This window comes from Rhodococcus sp. MEB032 (assembly GCF_030208925.1).
Classification (GTDB): domain Bacteria; phylum Actinomycetota; class Actinomycetes; order Mycobacteriales; family Mycobacteriaceae; genus Rhodococcus_F; species Rhodococcus_F qingshengii.
Window position 1 is genome coordinate 1 of the sequence record NZ_JARVSY010000017.1, and the last position, 17672, is coordinate 17672.

The following is a 17672-nucleotide window of genomic DNA, read 5'->3' on the forward strand; positions in this document are numbered from 1 at the left end:
CCACAAAATGCGCCATAAATGGCCGCCAGTGGGGAGCTTACGATGGCCGTCGACACCCTGAACATTGAACCTCGTAAACCTCTGTTGAACAATGTTTTAACGATCTTTCTCGATCGAAATTGGCGACCCTGACCAGAATGTGATCGTCCCGGCCGCGCCGCGACTTCCGATTCCTGCTTGCCTTTGCCCCGAACCCTCGGCGATTCGACCGCGTATGCGGCGTTCTATTTCAGAATCGGTCGATGCAGGCGACTAGACCGACAGCTCGCAGCGCCGACTGGAAGACGGATCCTCGGTGCCACGATTGGCTCTGCCTGGGTGAGGGTTTGGATTCCTACGCAGCTGAGATGTGACTGCGACGGGTATCGGCGATGACCATGCTCGCGCGACAGGCTGCGAGTACGCGAGCGGTGGCGGCACTTACGCCATCACCACAAGACATGCAATACATCGTCATGGTGGTGGTCGCCTCGTCGAGGGTCACCGTTAGGGGCTGGGCGCAGACTCGACACCAGCGATGGCGAGTGACTGGATTGATATGGATCGGGGAGGCGACGCAACTGTGAATCCACCGGCGGTGCACATGACATGTAAGCCGGTCGTCCGGCGACAACTGACCCAACTCTTCGGCCGTGTCTTCGAACGCGAGCCATTCCGCGAGTCGTGTGTCAGTGAGTTCGCGACGCCGGCCCCTGTCAAATTGGGGGATGGCTGTGAGAACCGACGGCACGGCTGTTCCCATCATCGCACCTCCACTAGGTCGAACTCATCGTGCAACTGTTGCCAGTTGGAGTGATGGCGTCCATCCGCTGTTTGATAGCCCCCGTCGGTATCGGGGTACCAGACGCGCATCAGACCGTCACGCACCGTGGGCGAATCGACAGGAGTTGGAGTGGAGCGCAAGCCGTCAACCAGCCATACTCGGTAAGGTGGCGTGGCCGACGTCGATATCACGCTGTCTTGAGCGGTGGGGCGGGGAGATTCCCAAGTAAGAAGCGTCTCTTGGGCCGCCGGTACACCAGCTTGAATCCAGAGATTCGAGATTTTTGTGCTGCCTATTTGTGTGCTGGTCTTAGTCATTTTGTTGCCTCGCCGAAAGCTGGCTGATCTGTTGAAGACAACCTTACGAGTGGCAAACACCACTGTCAGTGGTCATATTAACCACTGACAGATTCTTTCGGTGGGCAAAATGGCACCCTGGATCGCCGCTCGATCGACGGTGAGGAACCGCCGGGCAAGGTGCAGAGCGTCGCGCGCATCTGTCTTGACCCGATCTCCCGCTGGTCTCTGTAATTTCGACGGTGCGACCACTCCACACTCCGCCCCCGATCGAATCATAGATCGGCACAGGCCGAATCCGGACGGTCCAGCCTCGTAGATGACCTTCACCGGACGCGGCAACGAACGCAATCTGGCGAGGATCTCACCGGAGTCCGACATAATCGTTGCTTGAACACTTCACAGGTTTGACCGTCGATCGCGCATGGCACTACCGAGAGGGCATGCACGTCCAAACCAACACTCTTAGGCTGCAATATCATCGGGGCCTCCTGCAAATGTAGGCACTCCCGATCCAGGCTTCGACTACTCGGCAACCCACGGCAAACTTGCAAGCGAGGCCCCGGCCCGAAATGGGTCGACCTACATACCGTCTAACCTCAAATGCCGTGAACTATGCGTTGATGGGTATCCAGGCCTCGTTGCCCGGCGACTCCGTTGTATTCCCTGACGAACCGGTAGGCCGGCCACACAGGGCGTGAAGTGTTCCGTTCACGCACAAGGGAATTGGCGGCCCTCTCACATCTTCTTCAATGCGTCGGCGGATCTCATCAAGGGTTTTCTTTTTCGAAAAGTCTTGCAGCGCATGCTTGCCGGGACGCAATCGCACCTTCTATCCTGTGGGTGTAAAACTACAGGCATTCACAAATCTATTGCATTGGAGCGCCGAACAACACTGCGACGCGGCGCGTTACCCGCTGGGCGGGGAAGGCGCAATTCGTGTCCACTGACGCATCTGCGATGGATACACACCCATAGCGCGAGCGGCCTCGTCGGCGCTCCCATAGCCGCGCGCGGTGATCTGACCTCGAACCCATACTGCGAATCGTGATGGCACAGGCCAAATTTTCCCACCGAGCGACTGTTTCTTCGCGCAGTAAACACATCGCGGGGCCTAAAATGGCCCGATAACCTGTAGACCCTGCGAATGAACTGCAGAAAGCTCGACACTCTGTTGTTGTCCCATCGCGGAAACCGCAGAAATATGCGCGCTTCCATCGTCATCCGCCTCCATGCGGAAGGCTTGCTGTCAACACGCTGGACGACTTTCCCTGAGGGGTGCACTTGGTCGTCAAGAATCGAATATTTCGACTTTGTAGGGCGAACGAATGCGAATGGAACGATCTCAGAGTCAAACGAGCACCCCAAAATACTTAACCCCGCAGTGTTAGGGTCAGGCGTTTCGGTCCCGCCGGCTAGCGGAGTACCGCACATGTCCATGGCCTCTGCCCCGCGCTGCTGGTCATTGAGGGGCGCCTGCTCTTCGGCAGTGGACACTTGGGTTGAATCCGAGTAATCAGCCCTCAAGTAGCTGTAACTTTGCGAAGACTGGTAAATCCAGGCGATGAGTTGTACCTTTCCACGCGGCGACATCACTGGCGCCTTATACGTGCGGCAACGCCCACCCTTCGAAAGGTCCCACAGTGTTTGATTTCTTCGGTGCAATCTCCGGTTTCTTCGGCCTACTGTTCGGCACAGGCTCCTCAAGTGGCAGCGGTGGCGGCAGCAGCGACGGCATCCCGGTCTCCGGGACGGACACCGTCCTCTAGCTCAGGCTGCAGCTCGACTTGAGTTCTTGGAACGACGCCAGCTTTCCAGGCGGCGAATCGTGAGATGACAAGGCCCCTTGCCTCCCAAGGCTCGGGGCCTTCGTCTATCTGAGAGGTGTCGAGCGGGACTGGATTCTCGAATCGGGTCGTCCACCGGTGAGAGGGGTTCGCACAGCACTCACTGACGGTAGAGCGAACGTCGGCTACGACCTCGACGGTCCACCAATCGCGACATCGACTTCCTCTCACGACCTGTTCTGAGACTGCTCGGTTCTGCTGGTCGATTTGTCAGGGCATACACCTGATTGCATGGGCGTGCTTGCGCGTACCGGCGGAGGGTAGGTATTCCTCGCGGGTTGTGCGGCAAGGCATTGCGAACAGGTCGAGCACATCCGACAGAAGCCCGCGTTTCCAGGTGCCTTCGTTGCCGCCGACTCTGACGTCGCATTCAAGACCCTGCACCGCTTGCACCTCACTCGGCATCAAGTCAGAGTGATTTCGACTCACGACCACAACGCCGCACTGCATCTGGGATGCTGATCGAGTCGCTCGGAGGACGTCTGCTGTCTGCGGTGTGGATCGCAGATCAGCGCGCAGAATCTCGTGGATTCGCAGTGTGGGCACCCGCCGACACCGTCGCAGCACGGGACCTCATTCTCAACGCCTGCATACACGCCAGAATTGATCGGATGTACGCTTCGTCGTCATCGACGTCGACATCGAGATGGCCGTTCGCGAACAAACATCGTTAATCGTCGCGCCCGGTACCCCGGAAACGATCTCCGCAAGAATGCGCTCTTGCGTACCGCCGCAACAGAGATGGGGACACACCCAGTCAAGGGATTTGTCGCCGAAGGGTTGATTCGGTGAACTCCACCATGGTTGGACATTCCGTTGCCGTGCCCCAACTCCTCGCACTCGGCGCCATGGGTGTGGCTGTTGTCGCTGGCACTGCAAATCACTGTGGTGATTTCCGTCGGGCGACAATCCCTCGATTGTCGCCCGAGTCGTGGGGGCGGGGGTACTGCCGTCCTTCCGCCGGCGGTTCTCGCGGCCATTTTTCTCCGCTGAGCAGCATGTGACAGAGACCAAGGGACGTGCCATCTCTGCAGCGCGGACGCAACTTTCAGCAACCTCACGCACGGAGTTCGTGGGCGGGCAGCGATCCAAGGCTTCCGGATGCCGGTGTAATGCCTCGCTACCCGTCCGAACAGGCTCGCGTAAAGACCCCGAGGGTCCGTACCCGACCTTGTGCCCTCGCTGACTCCCGATCTACCTCAAGCCGATTTCAGACCCTCCCGATTCGGCGCATCGTGCACCTACCGACACAGCTTGCAGTGAGGTTGTTTGCCGCCAGAATCGGGAAGGAACTTTCGAAGACCTTCGCTGCCACACTGCAATCGACACGATTTGACGGTGCAGGATTTCCCCTTCGACGACCGCTTTCCCACGGGCACAGTCAGCTACGAGCTGTGGTGTCCGATGTGCCATTGGACCGATCTGATGGCAGGCCAACCGCGCCGAGCAACCTCAAAGACCGACGAAGACCAATGAACCGATATTGCAGGCGGCACCATGATTGTTCGCCATGGACCGGGCGACCGCGGATCCGCCACAGGGCGGCTACCTTGGCTTGCCTTGTTCTCAGGTTTCCATTACGAGCGTCCTTACCCCAGGTGTGTACCCAAATTCCCACTGACCATTCGGCAGAAGAACTATTCCGGGCTGACCTCGGGCAGTTGGCGGACTCCAACCCTCATCCGGGAAAGGGGATTGGGGTTGTGTAGACGGTGCCTGAACCTCGTGATCGAGGCGGAGGTCACCGCGATGGCTACCGCGTCTTGCGAGCGTTGGGCGGAAACTGCGGACTTCCTCGCTGGATCCAGTCGTTCACATCGTCTTCGAGGAATCGAAACCACTGACCCATTCGTCTCGGCTGGGCCTTCAGGGCACCGCTGTTCGCGGCTCCGCGGACCCAGTTCTCGCCGCGGCGCGAAACCTTCTGCACTTCAGTGACGGTCATCATCTTTGGCATCTCCATGGCTGGCAATATTAGTGGTGTCTGTCGTCGTCAATCTCCTTGCCCAGCAATACCGTCTGACCGGTCTGGCATGCATTGCTGGTGGGCGAGAAAACTCATGGTTGCACTCGGTGCCGGCGCCCTACTCCTAGCAATATGTGGGAGCGAGAAGGAAGTGGACGACAACCGTCCAGCGGCTCACACCACCTTCGCGAATATGTAGCGGAACTCGTTGGCCAGGGGCGCGGGGTCGACGGCAAGAAAGACCGTGACCCAGCGAAAGCTCAGGTCCGGATGAGGAGATGGTAGCCGTCGAGTCGATGGAATCCGCCGGTCGATCAGCCGCGGACAGCGGACTCGCATCGTGATCGATTCGCTCGCGACGGGGATCCCGACGACCACCTGAATCCTCACCAGCAAGATGCAGGCAGGCTCGCCAAACACGAATGCTGACAACGCACATTTCCGTGGGTCAACGAACTGCTCGAGAAGCCTTAAGATTCTTCAACATCCGAGAGCGCATGCATGGTGAACGAGTGCACTTGCACTGGTGGAATCAGGCTCCGTGACGGTTCGGATATTGATGTCATGCGTGCACAGTTTCGTTGTAGGAGAGGGTGAGCGGCGGTTTCTGCGTCCGACGGGCTGGACGCGGCTCGATCGTGAGTGCTCATCCCTGGCGAACCGTGCCGCTGCGCACGCGGGGTCTGAGGCGGTTATGAAGGAGCCGAGCTTTGCCTATGCTGCACCAACTCGCCACGCTCAAGCCAGTTGCGGTAGAGATGTTGTAGACCGGGTTTGAGCTTCTCTCATGCCTGGAAACTGGTCGGCATAATCTTAGGTATGCGCCGATTTCGCACGGGGGCTTATTGCGGTAGCTGGGGTTGGTGTTCTCGCAGTCGGGGAGCGATCGCCTTCCATGTCCTAGACGATCGCCGCGACCCCGCAGCGTTGCCGCTGGGTCGATCACGCGACATGTTTGGCATCGGAGGTCCTCGCGTCGGCGATCCCTGCACGGGTGCTGTTGTCGGATCTTCTGCCTCCAGCGGGCACGGTGCCTGCCAACTTCGAGCAACTTCCGTGATGGTGCGCCAATTCCCTGAATAAAGAAAACGATTCGAGCGGGGTAGTCCTTTCGCAGGCAACCAGAGTACGGGGCGCTCCGTTACGTGCCAATCGATGTCCCCCGGGTGGTATGAGAGCAAGTGCTCTGCCGTGCTCGCTGGTGTGGTGTTCCAACAGGCTCATGTCTGCGGTGTGTGGCCCGGAATCAGTCCTGGCGCTTGGATTCCGGCGGCGATTGCGTTGGCGAACCCTCGATCGCTATGGGTGGTGCACACGATGACTATGCTGGTGTGCCTCATAGCGACTGCATCACCGGTGGGATCCGGTACGCGCCGTTCTCGTCACGGCGTAGCCAGAACTGTTGGCTTTAGGATGGTTTTGTCATCGGGTTAGTTGTCGCGGTGGCCTCTCCCTGATCCGCAGTGACCACAACAGGGTCACCCTGGCCTGCGCCGATCCGGTGCACCGATATTGCAGTTCCCCGACAGTCCGTGGTTGTCGGAATCGGGGCGTGTCCCGTCTTCGTGAGGTGAATACCGCTTGTCAAGGAACGCGAGGTTCATTGCACGGTTCAGGCGCGAGTGCGGGCATGTCGGCCGCGACACGTCATTGTTGCTGTAAATGGAGCGATCTCGGGGTGAAAACGAACCATCGAATATTCAAGGGGCGCAGGCGTTGAACAGGCGTACGGTCTTACCGGCTGGTGGGGCACAGTTTTTGTGGACACTCTGGTCTGCGACGGGCTCAAGGGCTTGCCGGAAGTTGCACCAGCCGGAAGTTGCACCAGCAATGTGGCGAGCCTGCACGGTCTAGATGTGTGCAATCAGTCTTTTTGGCAACACTTTTCGACTGTCGGGATGGCGCGCATTGGGATGCGCTCAATCGTGATCGCAACCAGATCCTTCGCCGCCCTGATCTTGCCCGTAGTGTGGGCAGCGTTTGACGATCTCGTAGATCGCTGAGGGAAGCAGCGTCCAGCGATCGTCCGATCGGGGACCTGACAGGCGGGGACGAATTCTCGCCGAAGCTGCGGCACTCAGATGCCTCGGCCGGGTGACTCGTTCACCTGACCGGACAGGCGCGTGTCAGAGCGATGGGTAACGAGGTGGAAGCCTGCTCTGAATGCGTCTTCGATCAAGCTCGCTGACCGTGGCCGGTAGTTCGGAAGTCTGCTGATGTAAAATCGCCGAAACCCCGCGAGCCGGGTAGGCCCAACGAACGACCATGCCGGGCCGAGCACCTGGATGCTGTTGATCCAGACCCTGACCACCGGGTGAGCCCCGGCGCGGTGAGTTGAGATTGTATGCATCTCAACGTCGTTGATTCATCGAAGAGTAGGGGTGTTACAGACTTCTGAGGGTGCAGGGCTTCCCCGGTTGTCAGATCGAACAGGCGCGCACAGTTGAACGAGGGAGGGGTGCTGTCGTTGGAGGTTGAGGGTGAGTCATTGCTGATTTTCACGCGTGAGGTAAGTGACGGTGCGCCCGTATGGAGGGTGTCGGATAGGTGACATCGAATTGTGTTGTATCTGCTGGGTATCAGCGTCTTACGTGTTTTTCTCTGCGAGATACTAGTTGCCTTTTCTGGAAAGTACTGTGGCGGAGTGGAACTGAATGTCGGTCCGTTGCCTGTATGGCGTGTGCCGATTATCGCTCAGGTGAGGCGGACGTAGGACGGTGAATCAGCGGGTATCGCGTGGCAGTGATCGGAAGTTCGGAGTTTGGCGGCCATGTCGGTGATTAGGTTCAGTGAGGAGGCGGAGAGCGGTCCAGATCATCTGCTGCCTCGTATGTCTCGATGAGGTAGGTAGCCGCCAGTATGCAGATGCCGATCTTCAAGGTTGCTCACTAAACGTCGTCAACTGTTGATTTGGTAGGTGCGAACCGCTGAATTACATTCACCGGTTCGCACCTGTCCCCGGACTCGGCGTGCGGTCGACGAGCAGTGAGCTGGATGCTGCGATGAACGTACTCGCACAGGCTCGAGTGTTTCCCGCGACAGTCTCCGCGTCGAGCGGTACGTGTTATTCAGGCGGGGTGGCGCGTCTCGATGCGGTTTGGTTTCGCACTGAAGTAGGGTTGCGACGCGTGCGCGCGTCGGTGAAGGGATGCCCAGTACGTCGCGAGAATCGTTGCACTGATTCCGAAGACGAGCCACGTGAGTGCCGCGGTGACGACTCCAGTGACGAAGAACCCGAGAAGCAGTCCGGCTACCACGTTCGCGATGATCAGCACGGCAGAGCCGACAGATCCGAGGAAGGCACGAATCGGAGCGAATGCGATAGTTCGTGCGACTGCCTTCAACGGTCCAACGGCGACTGCCGACAAGACAGGCAGGGAAATCACGGCGACGAGTAGAGGCAGAATCGGGTTCAGAACTCCCGCGACGATCCCGCAGAGCACAGCGACTGTCACCGCCAGCAACAACCGCGGAGAAAATCGGGTGTCCGTGTACGCAGCGAAACCCATCGTCAGCCAGAGCATGAGGATCAACACCAACACCGAAGCCAGTACTCGGACGGAAAACCACCACGATATCGTCGGGACCGGATTGCCGAGAACCAACAGGGCTTGAAACACCGCACCCACCACGATGATCGGCACATGCGTGAGGAGAGCGCGCGTCAGGCTCTTCACGGCGCACCGACCGTCCCGTTGCGATCGAGGACGGATTGCACGTCTCCCGAGTAGACGGTCGCGGTGCCGACAACCAACTCGAACGTGCTCTCGTCCTCGGATGTCGACGTAGCCGTGATGGTCTCGCTGTTGACGGTTTCGCCGGTGCAACGCAGCTCGAGACCTTCCCCGGAACAGACCGGTGCCACCAGGATGTCGATGTCCTTCTCGAGCAGCACTTCGTTGGCCGCGTAGCGCATGTCCGCGATTGCGGCCCCACCCACTGGCGCGAGGGCGTCCACCTGGGAGCATCCGCCGAGCGCCACCACCAGTGCGAGTCCCGCGACGAGCCGCTTCACCGTGGTGCCCGTTGGTGATACGCGAGCAGGCGGGCATGCTCGTCGAGGTGCTGCCGTTCGAGCGATCCGTCCGTGACGGCTTCCATGTCGAAAGGTGCGGGCAAAAGGAGTTCGGTGTTGCGGTCCAAGGCCGATCCTCTTCTCATCAAGGGGTTCTCAGCCCAGTCGTTGGCGGCCAGTTCGCGACTCTGTGACGCAAGATCGAGGTAGCCGCCGGAGGAGCCCGGAGTGATCGGAGACGCATGATCGAGAACCGTGGTGAACAGCGACAGCGTTCCGTCGCGGTTGTCGACGATCTCGACAGTTTGCTGTTGTTGTGGAAAATCGATGCACGACGCGGTGGTTATCTCCCAGAATCCGCGGTCACCGTCTCGGTGCGCCAGGATTTGGTTCTGATGTGTGTGCCCGTTCAACCAACCGATCACTACCGGATACGCGAGCAGCAGATCGACGAATTCCTCAGCCCCGTACAGCTTCTTGTTCACACCTGGACGCTGAGCGCGGTTCTCCGAGGTCAGACTGTTGTGGTGGGTGAGGATCAGAACGAGCTTCTTCAGCGCCTGTGCTAGTTCCAATTGTTCTCGGAGCCAGTCGAACTGATCCTCGGGTACGGCGCCGTCGGCGCCGGCGACCGCGTTGCAGGTGTCGAGTCCGAACGCTCGAACATGTGGCGTCATGTCGGTCGACCACCAGGTTTCGCCCGAATCCAGGTTGTGTTGGGTGAATCCGTGTCCGATGGGGCCGGGCGTATCGGCGGTATCGAAGTGTTCAGCCATGAATTCGCGCTGTTCGAACAGATAGCGCTGTGGATCTGCTGTGACTCGCCGAAAGCCGGGTCTGGTTCCGGTTTGTACGCCTAGCGCGTCGATCATCCATTGCAGTGGGCTTGCCGTCGAGGCATAGCCGGCGAGCGCGGACGTCGCGGTCGCCTGCAAGGTGTAGGACTTCTCGGATCCGACTGCAAGCGAATGCAGTTGCGAAGACAATCCGAACGTGCCGAGCAGAAGGGTGTCGTGGTTGCCGTATACCGCGTACCACGGCACCGGCAGTCCTACCGATTCGACGGGCTTGGCGATGGCGTCGCTGAGCAGTCGGGGCAGCGCCGGAAATCCGTAATCCCCGAACGATCCTCCCGACGGATCGTCCGGCCTGTATGCCCAGTGCGCGTCCGGCCAAGCCTGGACACCCTCGAAGGCCGTCGGTGATCCACTGTTCGATGTGACCGGAACACCGTCGAGAACATCTATGTACCAGCGTAATTCGAGGTGCGAGTGCATGTCGGCGCTGTCGCCGGTTACCGTCGCAGCGCCGAGCAGCGCACCGGTGACGGGGCTGATGGTGTTGTCGGCGAACGCTTTGACCATCGCAGCGGTCACGTGAACGGTCAACGGATCTTGTGGGTGAAATGCAGAACCCCATGCCGAATGATCTTGGATGATCATCGGTTCGATTCGCGCCGGTGACTGCGAATCGATGACGTGCATGTCCGAGAGATGGCCGAGGTAGAGAATCGATCTCCGGGATTGCGTTCTGGCCTCGGCCGGAGCTCTGCGCAAAATGTCCAGGCGCGGAAGATGCTCCTCGCCCGGACCTGCCCTCAATGTCCGATACGAATGCGGGTCTCCCGCAGCACGAAGAATCGTTTCGGTCAGCGTCGACGAGGCAGCTCCAATCGGAGTATGCGCAAATGCCACGCGGTTGCCCAGCATGGCAGGCGCTACACCGCAGAGCGCAGCTGACGCGGCCGTCAAGCTCATGAACTGACGACGAGACAAACCGGACATTTAACTCCTCGATTTGGCTAGCCGAAGAATATAACAAGGTGTCAACGGATGATGTGACTGCCGTATCGACGGAGTGGAGCAGGCGTCGATGCTGATCAGTCGCCCTCCGCGCGTTTGTCAGACCAATTCAGCCTGTTCATGTGTCGTCTTACATTGAAAAGTATATTTCGACCAGAAAGTCGACGACCTGGGGGCCGCATGCCTGGTGAACGGCAGACTCACGTCAACCTCCAGGGGACAAATTCATTCTCCACGAAACAATTTCGCTGCTGCGTTACCAGCCGTCGATCTAGCTCGCCGCGAGCGCGTCCCGTGTGAAGAGCACGGCCCCGGCTGCAGTGGCGGGATCGGGGCCATTCTCCGAGCAGCTGAAGACGATCCGGGGGTGGCCGGGATCAAGGGATTCCTTGTCTTCCCGGGTGGGCTGATCAAGTCCGGTGTCATCGGTGCTTTCGATGCGTCCGTTGAAAGTCGTCCTGCATACGTGGTCACGGTGACTCGTGATCGACGAGGGGCATTGGTCGTCGTATGTCGAGGCTGGGTTCGTCGCCTTATCGCACGTCATCGCCGCGTGCCAATATGTGCTGGCGAGTCGCCGTCTGAACGCTTCGTCGGTGCATGTGGCCAGGCGTTGATATGTGTGAGTGACGATATGTGTGAGTAGTGACGCGAGCAGCTCGCAGCAGACACGGCGGCGCACAAGACGGATCGTCGCGCCACCATCGATGGGGATGACGGGCCGACAGTCGAGCAGTTGAGATCGTACGCCGGGAACGGTACGCACCTGTGCTTTCGGAAACCCGAAAGTAGGTTCGGCTTCTTCGAGGCCAGTCGCCGATATCTCAATCGACCATGACGATGATGAGCTGCGGAAGTGAAATCCTGTCATCGATGATGGCGCGGCGCGCAGTCTGAGTGGCTCACCGACCGGGCCGGTGATCAGTCCGTGTGTACTCGGCCGGTGGGCCGGGCGTACCGAGATCCGAGGCGTAAGCGGTACGTCGAACATGCTGCCCCGCCGACGGTTTGGGGACACCGTCGGCGGGGCGCGGGTGCCATCTCCTTCATTGGCGGAAACGGAGACCTCATGATGTCAATTCGATCACTAGGGGACGCGGTGAAAGTGATACCAGTCCTCGTCAAGTTACAGCGAATTGAGGCTTGAAGTACTGCCGATCAACTCCAGTGGCGGCCATCGAGGCGCACACTGGCGGCAATGATTAATCCGGTGATGACACAGAGGCCCACCATGAGTGCCGTGCTCCACCAACGAGTGGGGCTGTAACGCCTGGCCCGACGCCTGCTGGGCATAAAGAGTTGAGAGTTCATTTTCACTCCCGCATCGTTCCATTCGCATCGTTTATCCTAAATAGGTCGAAAGTCTCTAGGTCCCATGACCTTTCGACCCGATTAGGCGTGGAGCAGCGGGGAGGTGTCACGATGCCGCGACTGGACTGTTGGCGGGCAGAGGGCCAGATACTTTCGCCATGTAGCTAAGTGGATACTGTGTCGTGACGAAAACGGACTCGTGCAATCAGGAATGGTTCGATCGCTGGATCGGGGTGGCCTGCCGAGTCTTCAGTGCAGAAAGCTTGGCAGGCCCCTGTGCACCGAACAGCCATCACGTCCGTCTGGCGCACAGCCTGGGTGGTCCACCGGCGAACATGCGAGCGTCGCCCCGGTGGACCATGCATGCCGCCGACCGCCACGGAAAGCGGCATGCAGTTCATTGGTAGCCCGCCAGGTCGAGGTTAGGTGTTCAACCCGGCGGGCCGTGCATGCCACCGACTGTCACGAACAGTGGCACGCAGTTCGAGTGGCCTTAACCTGTTTGCTCGGCGGAATGATCCAAGGTAGGCGGTGTGCGGTGAGCCGACGAACCGCTGACGCACGGTACGAATAGTACTTCGCATGCTCGGAGCCGCGGCCGGCGCCCGGAAAATGCCAGGCAGGTGACCCTCTCGATGTTGTCACAGCAGGGGGAGCTCGCCGGCCACAGTGTTCGGAGACCGCGACCGGCGAGCGATGCACGCCGAAGGGACATGGAGGAATCTTCGGCGCGCAGTCTGAGCGTGGCGTACCGAGAACCGAGGCGGAAGCGGTACGCCGATTGTGGTGCCCCGCCGACGGTTTGGGGACACCGCCGGCGGGGTGCAGGCGCCATCTCCCTCGTTAGCGGAAACAAGGAAACTACGACGCCAATCGGAACAATAGGTGACACAAAGAAGCTGATACCAGTCTTCGCGAAGTTACAACTATTTGAAGGCTGCACTACCTCTACGACTTTCGATAGGATCTGCAAGAAATACGTATTCGGGAGGAGGTGCCGTGCCGTTGTTCGTTTTCAGTCTTGCGTCGATGGCGCTTTGGGTCTTCTGCCTGGTGGATGTTGTCACGCGGGATGTGAGGTGCATTCAGCATTTGCCGAAGTCGCTGTGGATGGTGGTGATCCTGTTCGTCCCGGTGTTCGGGTCGGTTTTGTGGCTGGTCGCCGGTCGCGGGCAGGGTGAGCTACCGGACTTAGCTGGGGTCGCTGCGCACGTCGATGCCGAAGGGGCGCGAACGATCGCAGCGTATGGCCCCGCAGCCGAGCAGGCGTTCCGGCAGGCGTGCCGTGAACGAGCCGAGCAACAACGACGCGTCGGTCGGCGACAACGCACCGACGGCGATCCGGGCCAAATCTGAGATTCCGAGCGCCACAGTGTCAAATACCTTGAAGCGTCGGCTCGACGCATAAGACTTTATGGTAGGACCCCATTTGATGAGCCACTCGCTATCAGAGAATCAATGCGTGTGAATACAGCTGGCAGCGTACTCATTCGGAGTTCGGTACGCCAGCGATGAATGACGGTGCCGGTTGTTGTAGTCCTCCTTCCAGTTCTCGGTGACCACTCGGGCTTCGAGGAGGCTGTGGAATTCGTTCATGTTCAGGCATTCGTCACGGACACGGTTGTTGAAGGACTCGATGTAGCCGTTTTTCCACGGCTGACCGGGTGGAACGTAGCCGATACCGATGTGATCCTCGCAGAACGTCCTGAGTGCTTCGGAGATGAACTCAGGCCCGTTGTCGCACCGCAGTACTTGCGGCGGGCCATCCCAGAGTGCGAACGACTTCTCCAAAGCTGCGACGAGATCCTCTGCCGGGATGGATCTCTCGACGATGTTGAGCACCGACTGACGCGTATGTTCGTCGACCATCGACGTGATCTTGAATTTCCTCCCGTCCGTCGTCGAATCGAATTGGAAGTCGATCGCCCACACGACTTTCGGTGCGTCTGCCTCGGTGATCGGAATGGTCGAGGCGCCTGCACGTTTACGGATTTTGCGCACCTTCACCCGCAATCCTTCCTCGCGCCAGAGACGTTGAACCTTCTTCTTGTTGATCACCCAGCCGGCGGCACGCAAGTCCGCCCACGCCCGGCGGAACCCTTTTCTTTGGTTGGCTTTGGCCCAGTCTCGCAACCACTTCCGCAGATCCGCGTCCGGATCGTCCGGGATGTTCTTCCTAAGCTCTTTCCGCTGAGTCGATCGTGGTTGCCCGACGACCTTGCAGGCGAACCGCTGCGAGAGTCCCATCGTCTCCTGAAGCATCGTCACGGCGTTTCGTTTGGCGGTCGGGCTCAGAATTTTCCCCGAGCGATTTCCTTGAGTGCCGCCTTTTCGAGTTCGGCTTCAGCGAGGAGCTCCTTGAGCAGCGCGTTCTCGTTCTTGAGTTCCTTGACTCTTTGGCGTCGTCGGCTTTCATACCGCCGTACTGCTTGCGCCAGTTGTAGAGCGTCGGCACGGAGACATCGAGTTGTCGGGCGATTTCCTCGATGTCGGTGCCTTTGGCGGCGAGTTCGTCGCCTTGGCGCAGTTTTCGGATGATCTGTTCGGGCGTGTGCCGTTTACGTCCAGCCATGAGTTGTAGCCTTTCATGCCCTTGATCAGGGCGGAAGGATTCTCATAACTTGCGGGTCACTTCATGGGGTCATGCCATTTAGAATTGCGTGAAGTGCGTTCTGGGGGAGTACTTTCTGCTTTGCCGCCGCACCCGATCGCATCGGGCGACCGGAAGGCGTTTTGCTCTCACTGCATACTTACCAGCGTTTACGGGAGATGCACGTTCGTGGATTTTGTCGTTCGACCGGTGTCGACCCTGCCGAAAGTCACAGGGGCGGTGGTGGAGTCGAACAATTGGCAACTTCACGAGGGGTATCCCGCTGTCGATTGGTTGGCCATCGCATACTTGAGTGCTGCAGTGGTTCAGGAGCGGGCGACCGGATGGGACTTCGAGACGTGGGTGTTGTACGGCGACGAGTGCGGGCTGTTCGGGCCCGACCTGTTTGCGTGGAGCGAGTTCCACTCCCGCCCGCTCGATATCGGAAGTGGAGGCACGTGGGTGGACGGTCGTCACCGTGCCGCATTGATCGCCGCATCGGGAGTGCAGCATATCGCCGTGGCTGATCCTCGATGGCGACCAACCTGGGCAGTACGCGTCTGACGTCAGCCCTTGGCGGTCAGTTCCCGCGACTCCAGGTACGACCACTTTCCAAGGACGCACCGAATTGACTGTATGGTGCTGGCTGGCTGCCATCTTTTCCGAAACAAACAGGGGGTCCTCACTATGGCCGAAATCTTCATCCGCACCTTCACCGATGACCTCGACGGAAAGCCGATCGATTCGGGCTTCGAGCAGCGTGTGACGTTCTCGTACCAAGGCGCCGACTACCAGATCGATCTACGGCCAACGAACGCCGATAAACTTGAAGCAGCATTGGCACCGTTCATTCAGTCCGCCCAAAAAGTTGGCACGGCCAAGAAGAACGGCGGGGCACAAGCTGCTACGAAGACCGTTACCCCTCATCGATCACCAGAACAGCTACAGGCAATCCGGGACTGGGCCAACAGCAACGGGTACGAGGTGTCGAGTCGCGGAAGGGTTAAGAAAGAAATTATCGAGGGGTTCGACGCCAGTCACTAGAAACACTTGGCTATCACGGTCGGGCTGTAGTTCAGGGAGTACGCGTCAGGGCAACGAGGCAAACTGACGGTCGCGCGCAGCAACGGGAGACAGGCTATGGAGCCTCTCTGGGCCTACGCGGTCGTTTCGGTACCTTGCGGACCTCGTCCGCGACTCGTCGGAGTCTTCCTTGAGGAGCCAGCGCAGGCTTGCTGCCCGCGATACTCCCGGGCTGCTGAAGGAAGGCCGCAACCGCTTCGCGCTCCGTATCATTGAGCTCATTCGCCCTGCCTTCGATCATTCGTGTGAGGGATTGCTCCAGTTCCGGCGAAAGATCTTCATCTACAACCTCGGCGTGCGAAATGAGCCATTGTTGCTTGGCGGCGTAGTCCTGCGCGAGTTTCAACTGCAACTGGGCGAGCATGAGGGCGCTTCGGGTGATCGGGATCGAAGGCTCCGCAACTTCCAGATCGGCGACGGGAGCGAAGCTTTCCTCGTCCGCAACGTCGACCTGCGCAGCGTCAGCGTCGGATGATGTCGTTTTAGCTTCAGCTCGTTCCAGCGCCCGAATACGCTGATGCGCCGCGAACTCACCCAGTTTCGCCTTGGCCGCGGGAGCTGCGACGTCTCTGATCAGCGGGACCAGGAACTCGCGTATCACGACACTACCCGCGTCGGCTATGACGTCGGCGAGTGCTTGTTGACTCGGAGTCAGTTCGCGTGGATAAGGGGCTGCGTGCGTAACGAAGATCGGAGGGCTCTGGTACCTCTCACGAAGTTCCTGTTCGTTGACCGGTCGGGACTCGGTCGGACCTGCAACATTCTTGGAGGTCTTGCTGCGAAGGAGATCGCTCTCGAAATCCTTGGACTTCGATGATTTCGACCTGTAGGTGTTCTTCTTCCGTCGAACGACGCGGATTTCTTCTATGTACTCGTCATCGTTACTCACAATCGCACCAAGCTCGACCAGGGGCGCCTCTTAGTATCTACGAAAACGGAAACAGAAGTCATGCTCGGATCCTACTGGCGCTTCGACAGTATCGAGGGTTGTTTCCGAACACAGCACTCCTGTTCAAAGACAGCCATTTTTACGTAGGCACTCATCCGCTCCGGTCGCGTGGCGATCGCAAAGAGTCCGCAACGCGGAACCTCCGAGTTTGTTCTTTCAATGAGGATTCGGCGTCCGCCACAACTCGGGCGCGTCGTCGCTGTTGTCGTTCGCAATGGCACGGATCCCGTCAGCGTCAACGCTGAGGATCTCAGCGAACTGCGCGCGCCCTGATTCCGCAAGTCCTTCCGGCAAGTTCGCACCGTCCTCGACGGAAGTACCTGCCATGTCCAGAAACCGGGCGATTCGAAGTAGAAGCGGACGCGGGACGGGCACGAGAAACGCACTGGCCTCTGCGGTGATCATCCCCAGGGTCGAGAGATGACTCAACCCTTCGCTGATGGCGATGGCCTTGAGGTTGGCGTGCGCTACCTTAAGCGCTTCCGCCAAAGCTGCGGTTGTCAGCCCCACCGCCGGGATGGACATCGAGATCGTTCGCTCGAACTCGACAAGGTTTGCACCCGGAGCTTCGTCCGAAATGGAGAGTGCTAGCGACCGGGCAAACCGGGCCAGGTGTTCATCACCAAAACTGCGCTGAGCTGTTTGACGGCTGACGCGCATCAGCGTCGCATACTCATTGACTTTGTCATCGAGAATTGTTTGCGCTTCGGTATCGGTGAGCGTCAGGCCGAGGTCGAGGAGGATAGCGCGCAGTTCTGTGGACCGGGTCGACAACCAGGTATTTCGCGGACTCATTGTTGACTCTCTCTGCGCGCACATTCTTTGCAGCCATGCCTTCAGGCCGATGTGTCGGACGTTATTATCGCATCAGTGTTCAAATGGCGAGAGGTGGCGCTGGAGCTGAGGCTGACAACCGTCCTAGTGAGTCCGATCAAGTTTTCTACAAAATCGAATCGATATCGACCTTGTAACGAGCGTACTTAAGGACGGACAGAACGGTGAAGGTCTTCCTCCGGCCAGGCTTCATGCTGACCACCGCAGCGCCACCGG

At 59.2% G+C, this 17672-nt stretch carries 11 protein-coding genes and 2 pseudogenes; 4 read left to right on the forward strand and 9 right to left on the reverse strand.

All coding sequences use genetic code 11. The features are described 5' to 3' along the window. Window positions 1-741: 741 nt before the first annotated feature. A complete protein-coding gene (locus QRN54_RS19090) occupies window positions 742-1080 on the reverse strand; it encodes a hypothetical protein (RefSeq protein WP_285182807.1) in 339 nt (112 codons plus the stop codon). Between the two features lie 150 nt (window positions 1081-1230). Beyond that, window positions 1231-1541: pseudogene (locus tag QRN54_RS19095) on the reverse strand (IS110 family RNA-guided transposase); the annotation flags it as partial. Between the two features lie 1161 nt (window positions 1542-2702). Between QRN54_RS19095 and QRN54_RS19100 the strand changes: the two are divergent. After that, window positions 2703-2828, forward strand: a complete 126-nt coding sequence (locus tag QRN54_RS19100) for a hypothetical protein (protein ID WP_285182808.1) — start codon at window positions 2703-2705, stop codon at window positions 2826-2828. A 1831-nt stretch (window positions 2829-4659) separates the two neighbouring features. On the opposite strand, the gene QRN54_RS19105 is transcribed toward QRN54_RS19100, so the two are convergent. The 4 genes from QRN54_RS19105 to QRN54_RS19125 all read right to left on the reverse strand — a co-directional run bounded on the left by QRN54_RS19105 (window position 4660) and on the right by QRN54_RS19125 (window position 10671). Then, the gene (locus QRN54_RS19105; protein WP_285182809.1) at window positions 4660-4854 is read right to left on the reverse strand and encodes a helix-turn-helix domain-containing protein; all 195 of its coding nucleotides are present in this window, start codon (window positions 4852-4854) and stop codon (window positions 4660-4662) included. Window positions 4855-7940: 3086 nt separating this feature from the next. After that, window positions 7941-8549 carry a hypothetical protein gene (locus QRN54_RS19115; RefSeq protein ID WP_032399727.1) on the reverse strand — a complete coding sequence of 203 codons (609 nt, stop codon included), beginning with the start codon at window positions 8547-8549 and terminating at the stop codon, window positions 7941-7943. Continuing rightward, window positions 8546-8887: a hypothetical protein gene (locus QRN54_RS19120; protein ID WP_032399728.1), complete on the reverse strand. Its 342-nt coding sequence runs from the start codon at window positions 8885-8887 to the stop codon at window positions 8546-8548. The genes QRN54_RS19115 and QRN54_RS19120 overlap by 4 nt, the downstream gene beginning before the upstream one ends. After that, complete coding sequence (locus tag QRN54_RS19125; RefSeq protein ID WP_285182810.1) at window positions 8884-10671, reverse strand: TIGR03767 family metallophosphoesterase; 1788 nt, start codon at window positions 10669-10671, stop codon at window positions 8884-8886. The genes QRN54_RS19120 and QRN54_RS19125 overlap by 4 nt, the downstream gene beginning before the upstream one ends. A gap of 2328 nt (window positions 10672-12999) precedes the next feature. Between QRN54_RS19125 and QRN54_RS19130 the strand changes: the two genes are divergently transcribed. Beyond that, the gene (locus QRN54_RS19130) at window positions 13000-13356 is read left to right on the forward strand and encodes a PLD nuclease N-terminal domain-containing protein (RefSeq protein ID WP_285182811.1); all 357 of its coding nucleotides are present in this window, start codon (window positions 13000-13002) and stop codon (window positions 13354-13356) included. A gap of 99 nt (window positions 13357-13455) precedes the next feature. Here QRN54_RS19130 and QRN54_RS19135 read toward each other — a convergent pair. After that, a pseudogene (locus tag QRN54_RS19135) lies at window positions 13456-14572 on the reverse strand (IS3 family transposase). Window positions 14573-14779: 207 nt separating this feature from the next. Here QRN54_RS19135 and QRN54_RS19140 point away from each other — a divergent pair. Beyond that, on the forward strand, window positions 14780-15154 hold the full coding sequence (locus QRN54_RS19140; protein WP_285182812.1) for a hypothetical protein: 375 nt from the start codon (window positions 14780-14782) through the stop codon (window positions 15152-15154). Between the two features lie 123 nt (window positions 15155-15277). Beyond that, window positions 15278-15634, forward strand: a complete 357-nt coding sequence (locus tag QRN54_RS19145) for a histone-like nucleoid-structuring protein Lsr2 (protein ID WP_285182813.1) — start codon at window positions 15278-15280, stop codon at window positions 15632-15634. A 94-nt stretch (window positions 15635-15728) separates the two neighbouring features. Here QRN54_RS19145 and QRN54_RS19150 read toward each other — a convergent pair whose 3' ends face one another. Then, window positions 15729-16562, reverse strand: a complete 834-nt coding sequence (locus QRN54_RS19150; RefSeq protein ID WP_285182814.1) for a hypothetical protein — start codon at window positions 16560-16562, stop codon at window positions 15729-15731. A gap of 216 nt (window positions 16563-16778) precedes the next feature. Further along, window positions 16779-17417, reverse strand: coding sequence for a hypothetical protein (locus QRN54_RS19155; RefSeq protein WP_285182815.1), 639 nt, complete (start codon window positions 17415-17417; stop codon window positions 16779-16781). Window positions 17418-17672: the final 255 nt, after the last annotated feature.

Coding starts and splice junctions, on each gene's coding strand:
- QRN54_RS19105 (WP_285182809.1), bottom strand. CDS start 4,854: ATGATGACCGTCACTGAAGTGCAGAAGGTTTCGCGCCGCGGCGAGAAC.
- QRN54_RS19145 (WP_285182813.1), top strand. CDS start 15,278: ATGGCCGAAATCTTCATCCGCACCTTCACCGATGACCTCGACGGAAAG.
- QRN54_RS19155 (WP_285182815.1), bottom strand. CDS start 17,417: ATGAGTCCGCGAAATACCTGGTTGTCGACCCGGTCCACAGAACTGCGC.
- QRN54_RS19125 (WP_285182810.1), bottom strand. CDS start 10,671: ATGTCCGGTTTGTCTCGTCGTCAGTTCATGAGCTTGACGGCCGCGTCA.
- QRN54_RS19090 (WP_285182807.1), bottom strand. CDS start 1,080: ATGACTAAGACCAGCACACAAATAGGCAGCACAAAAATCTCGAATCTC.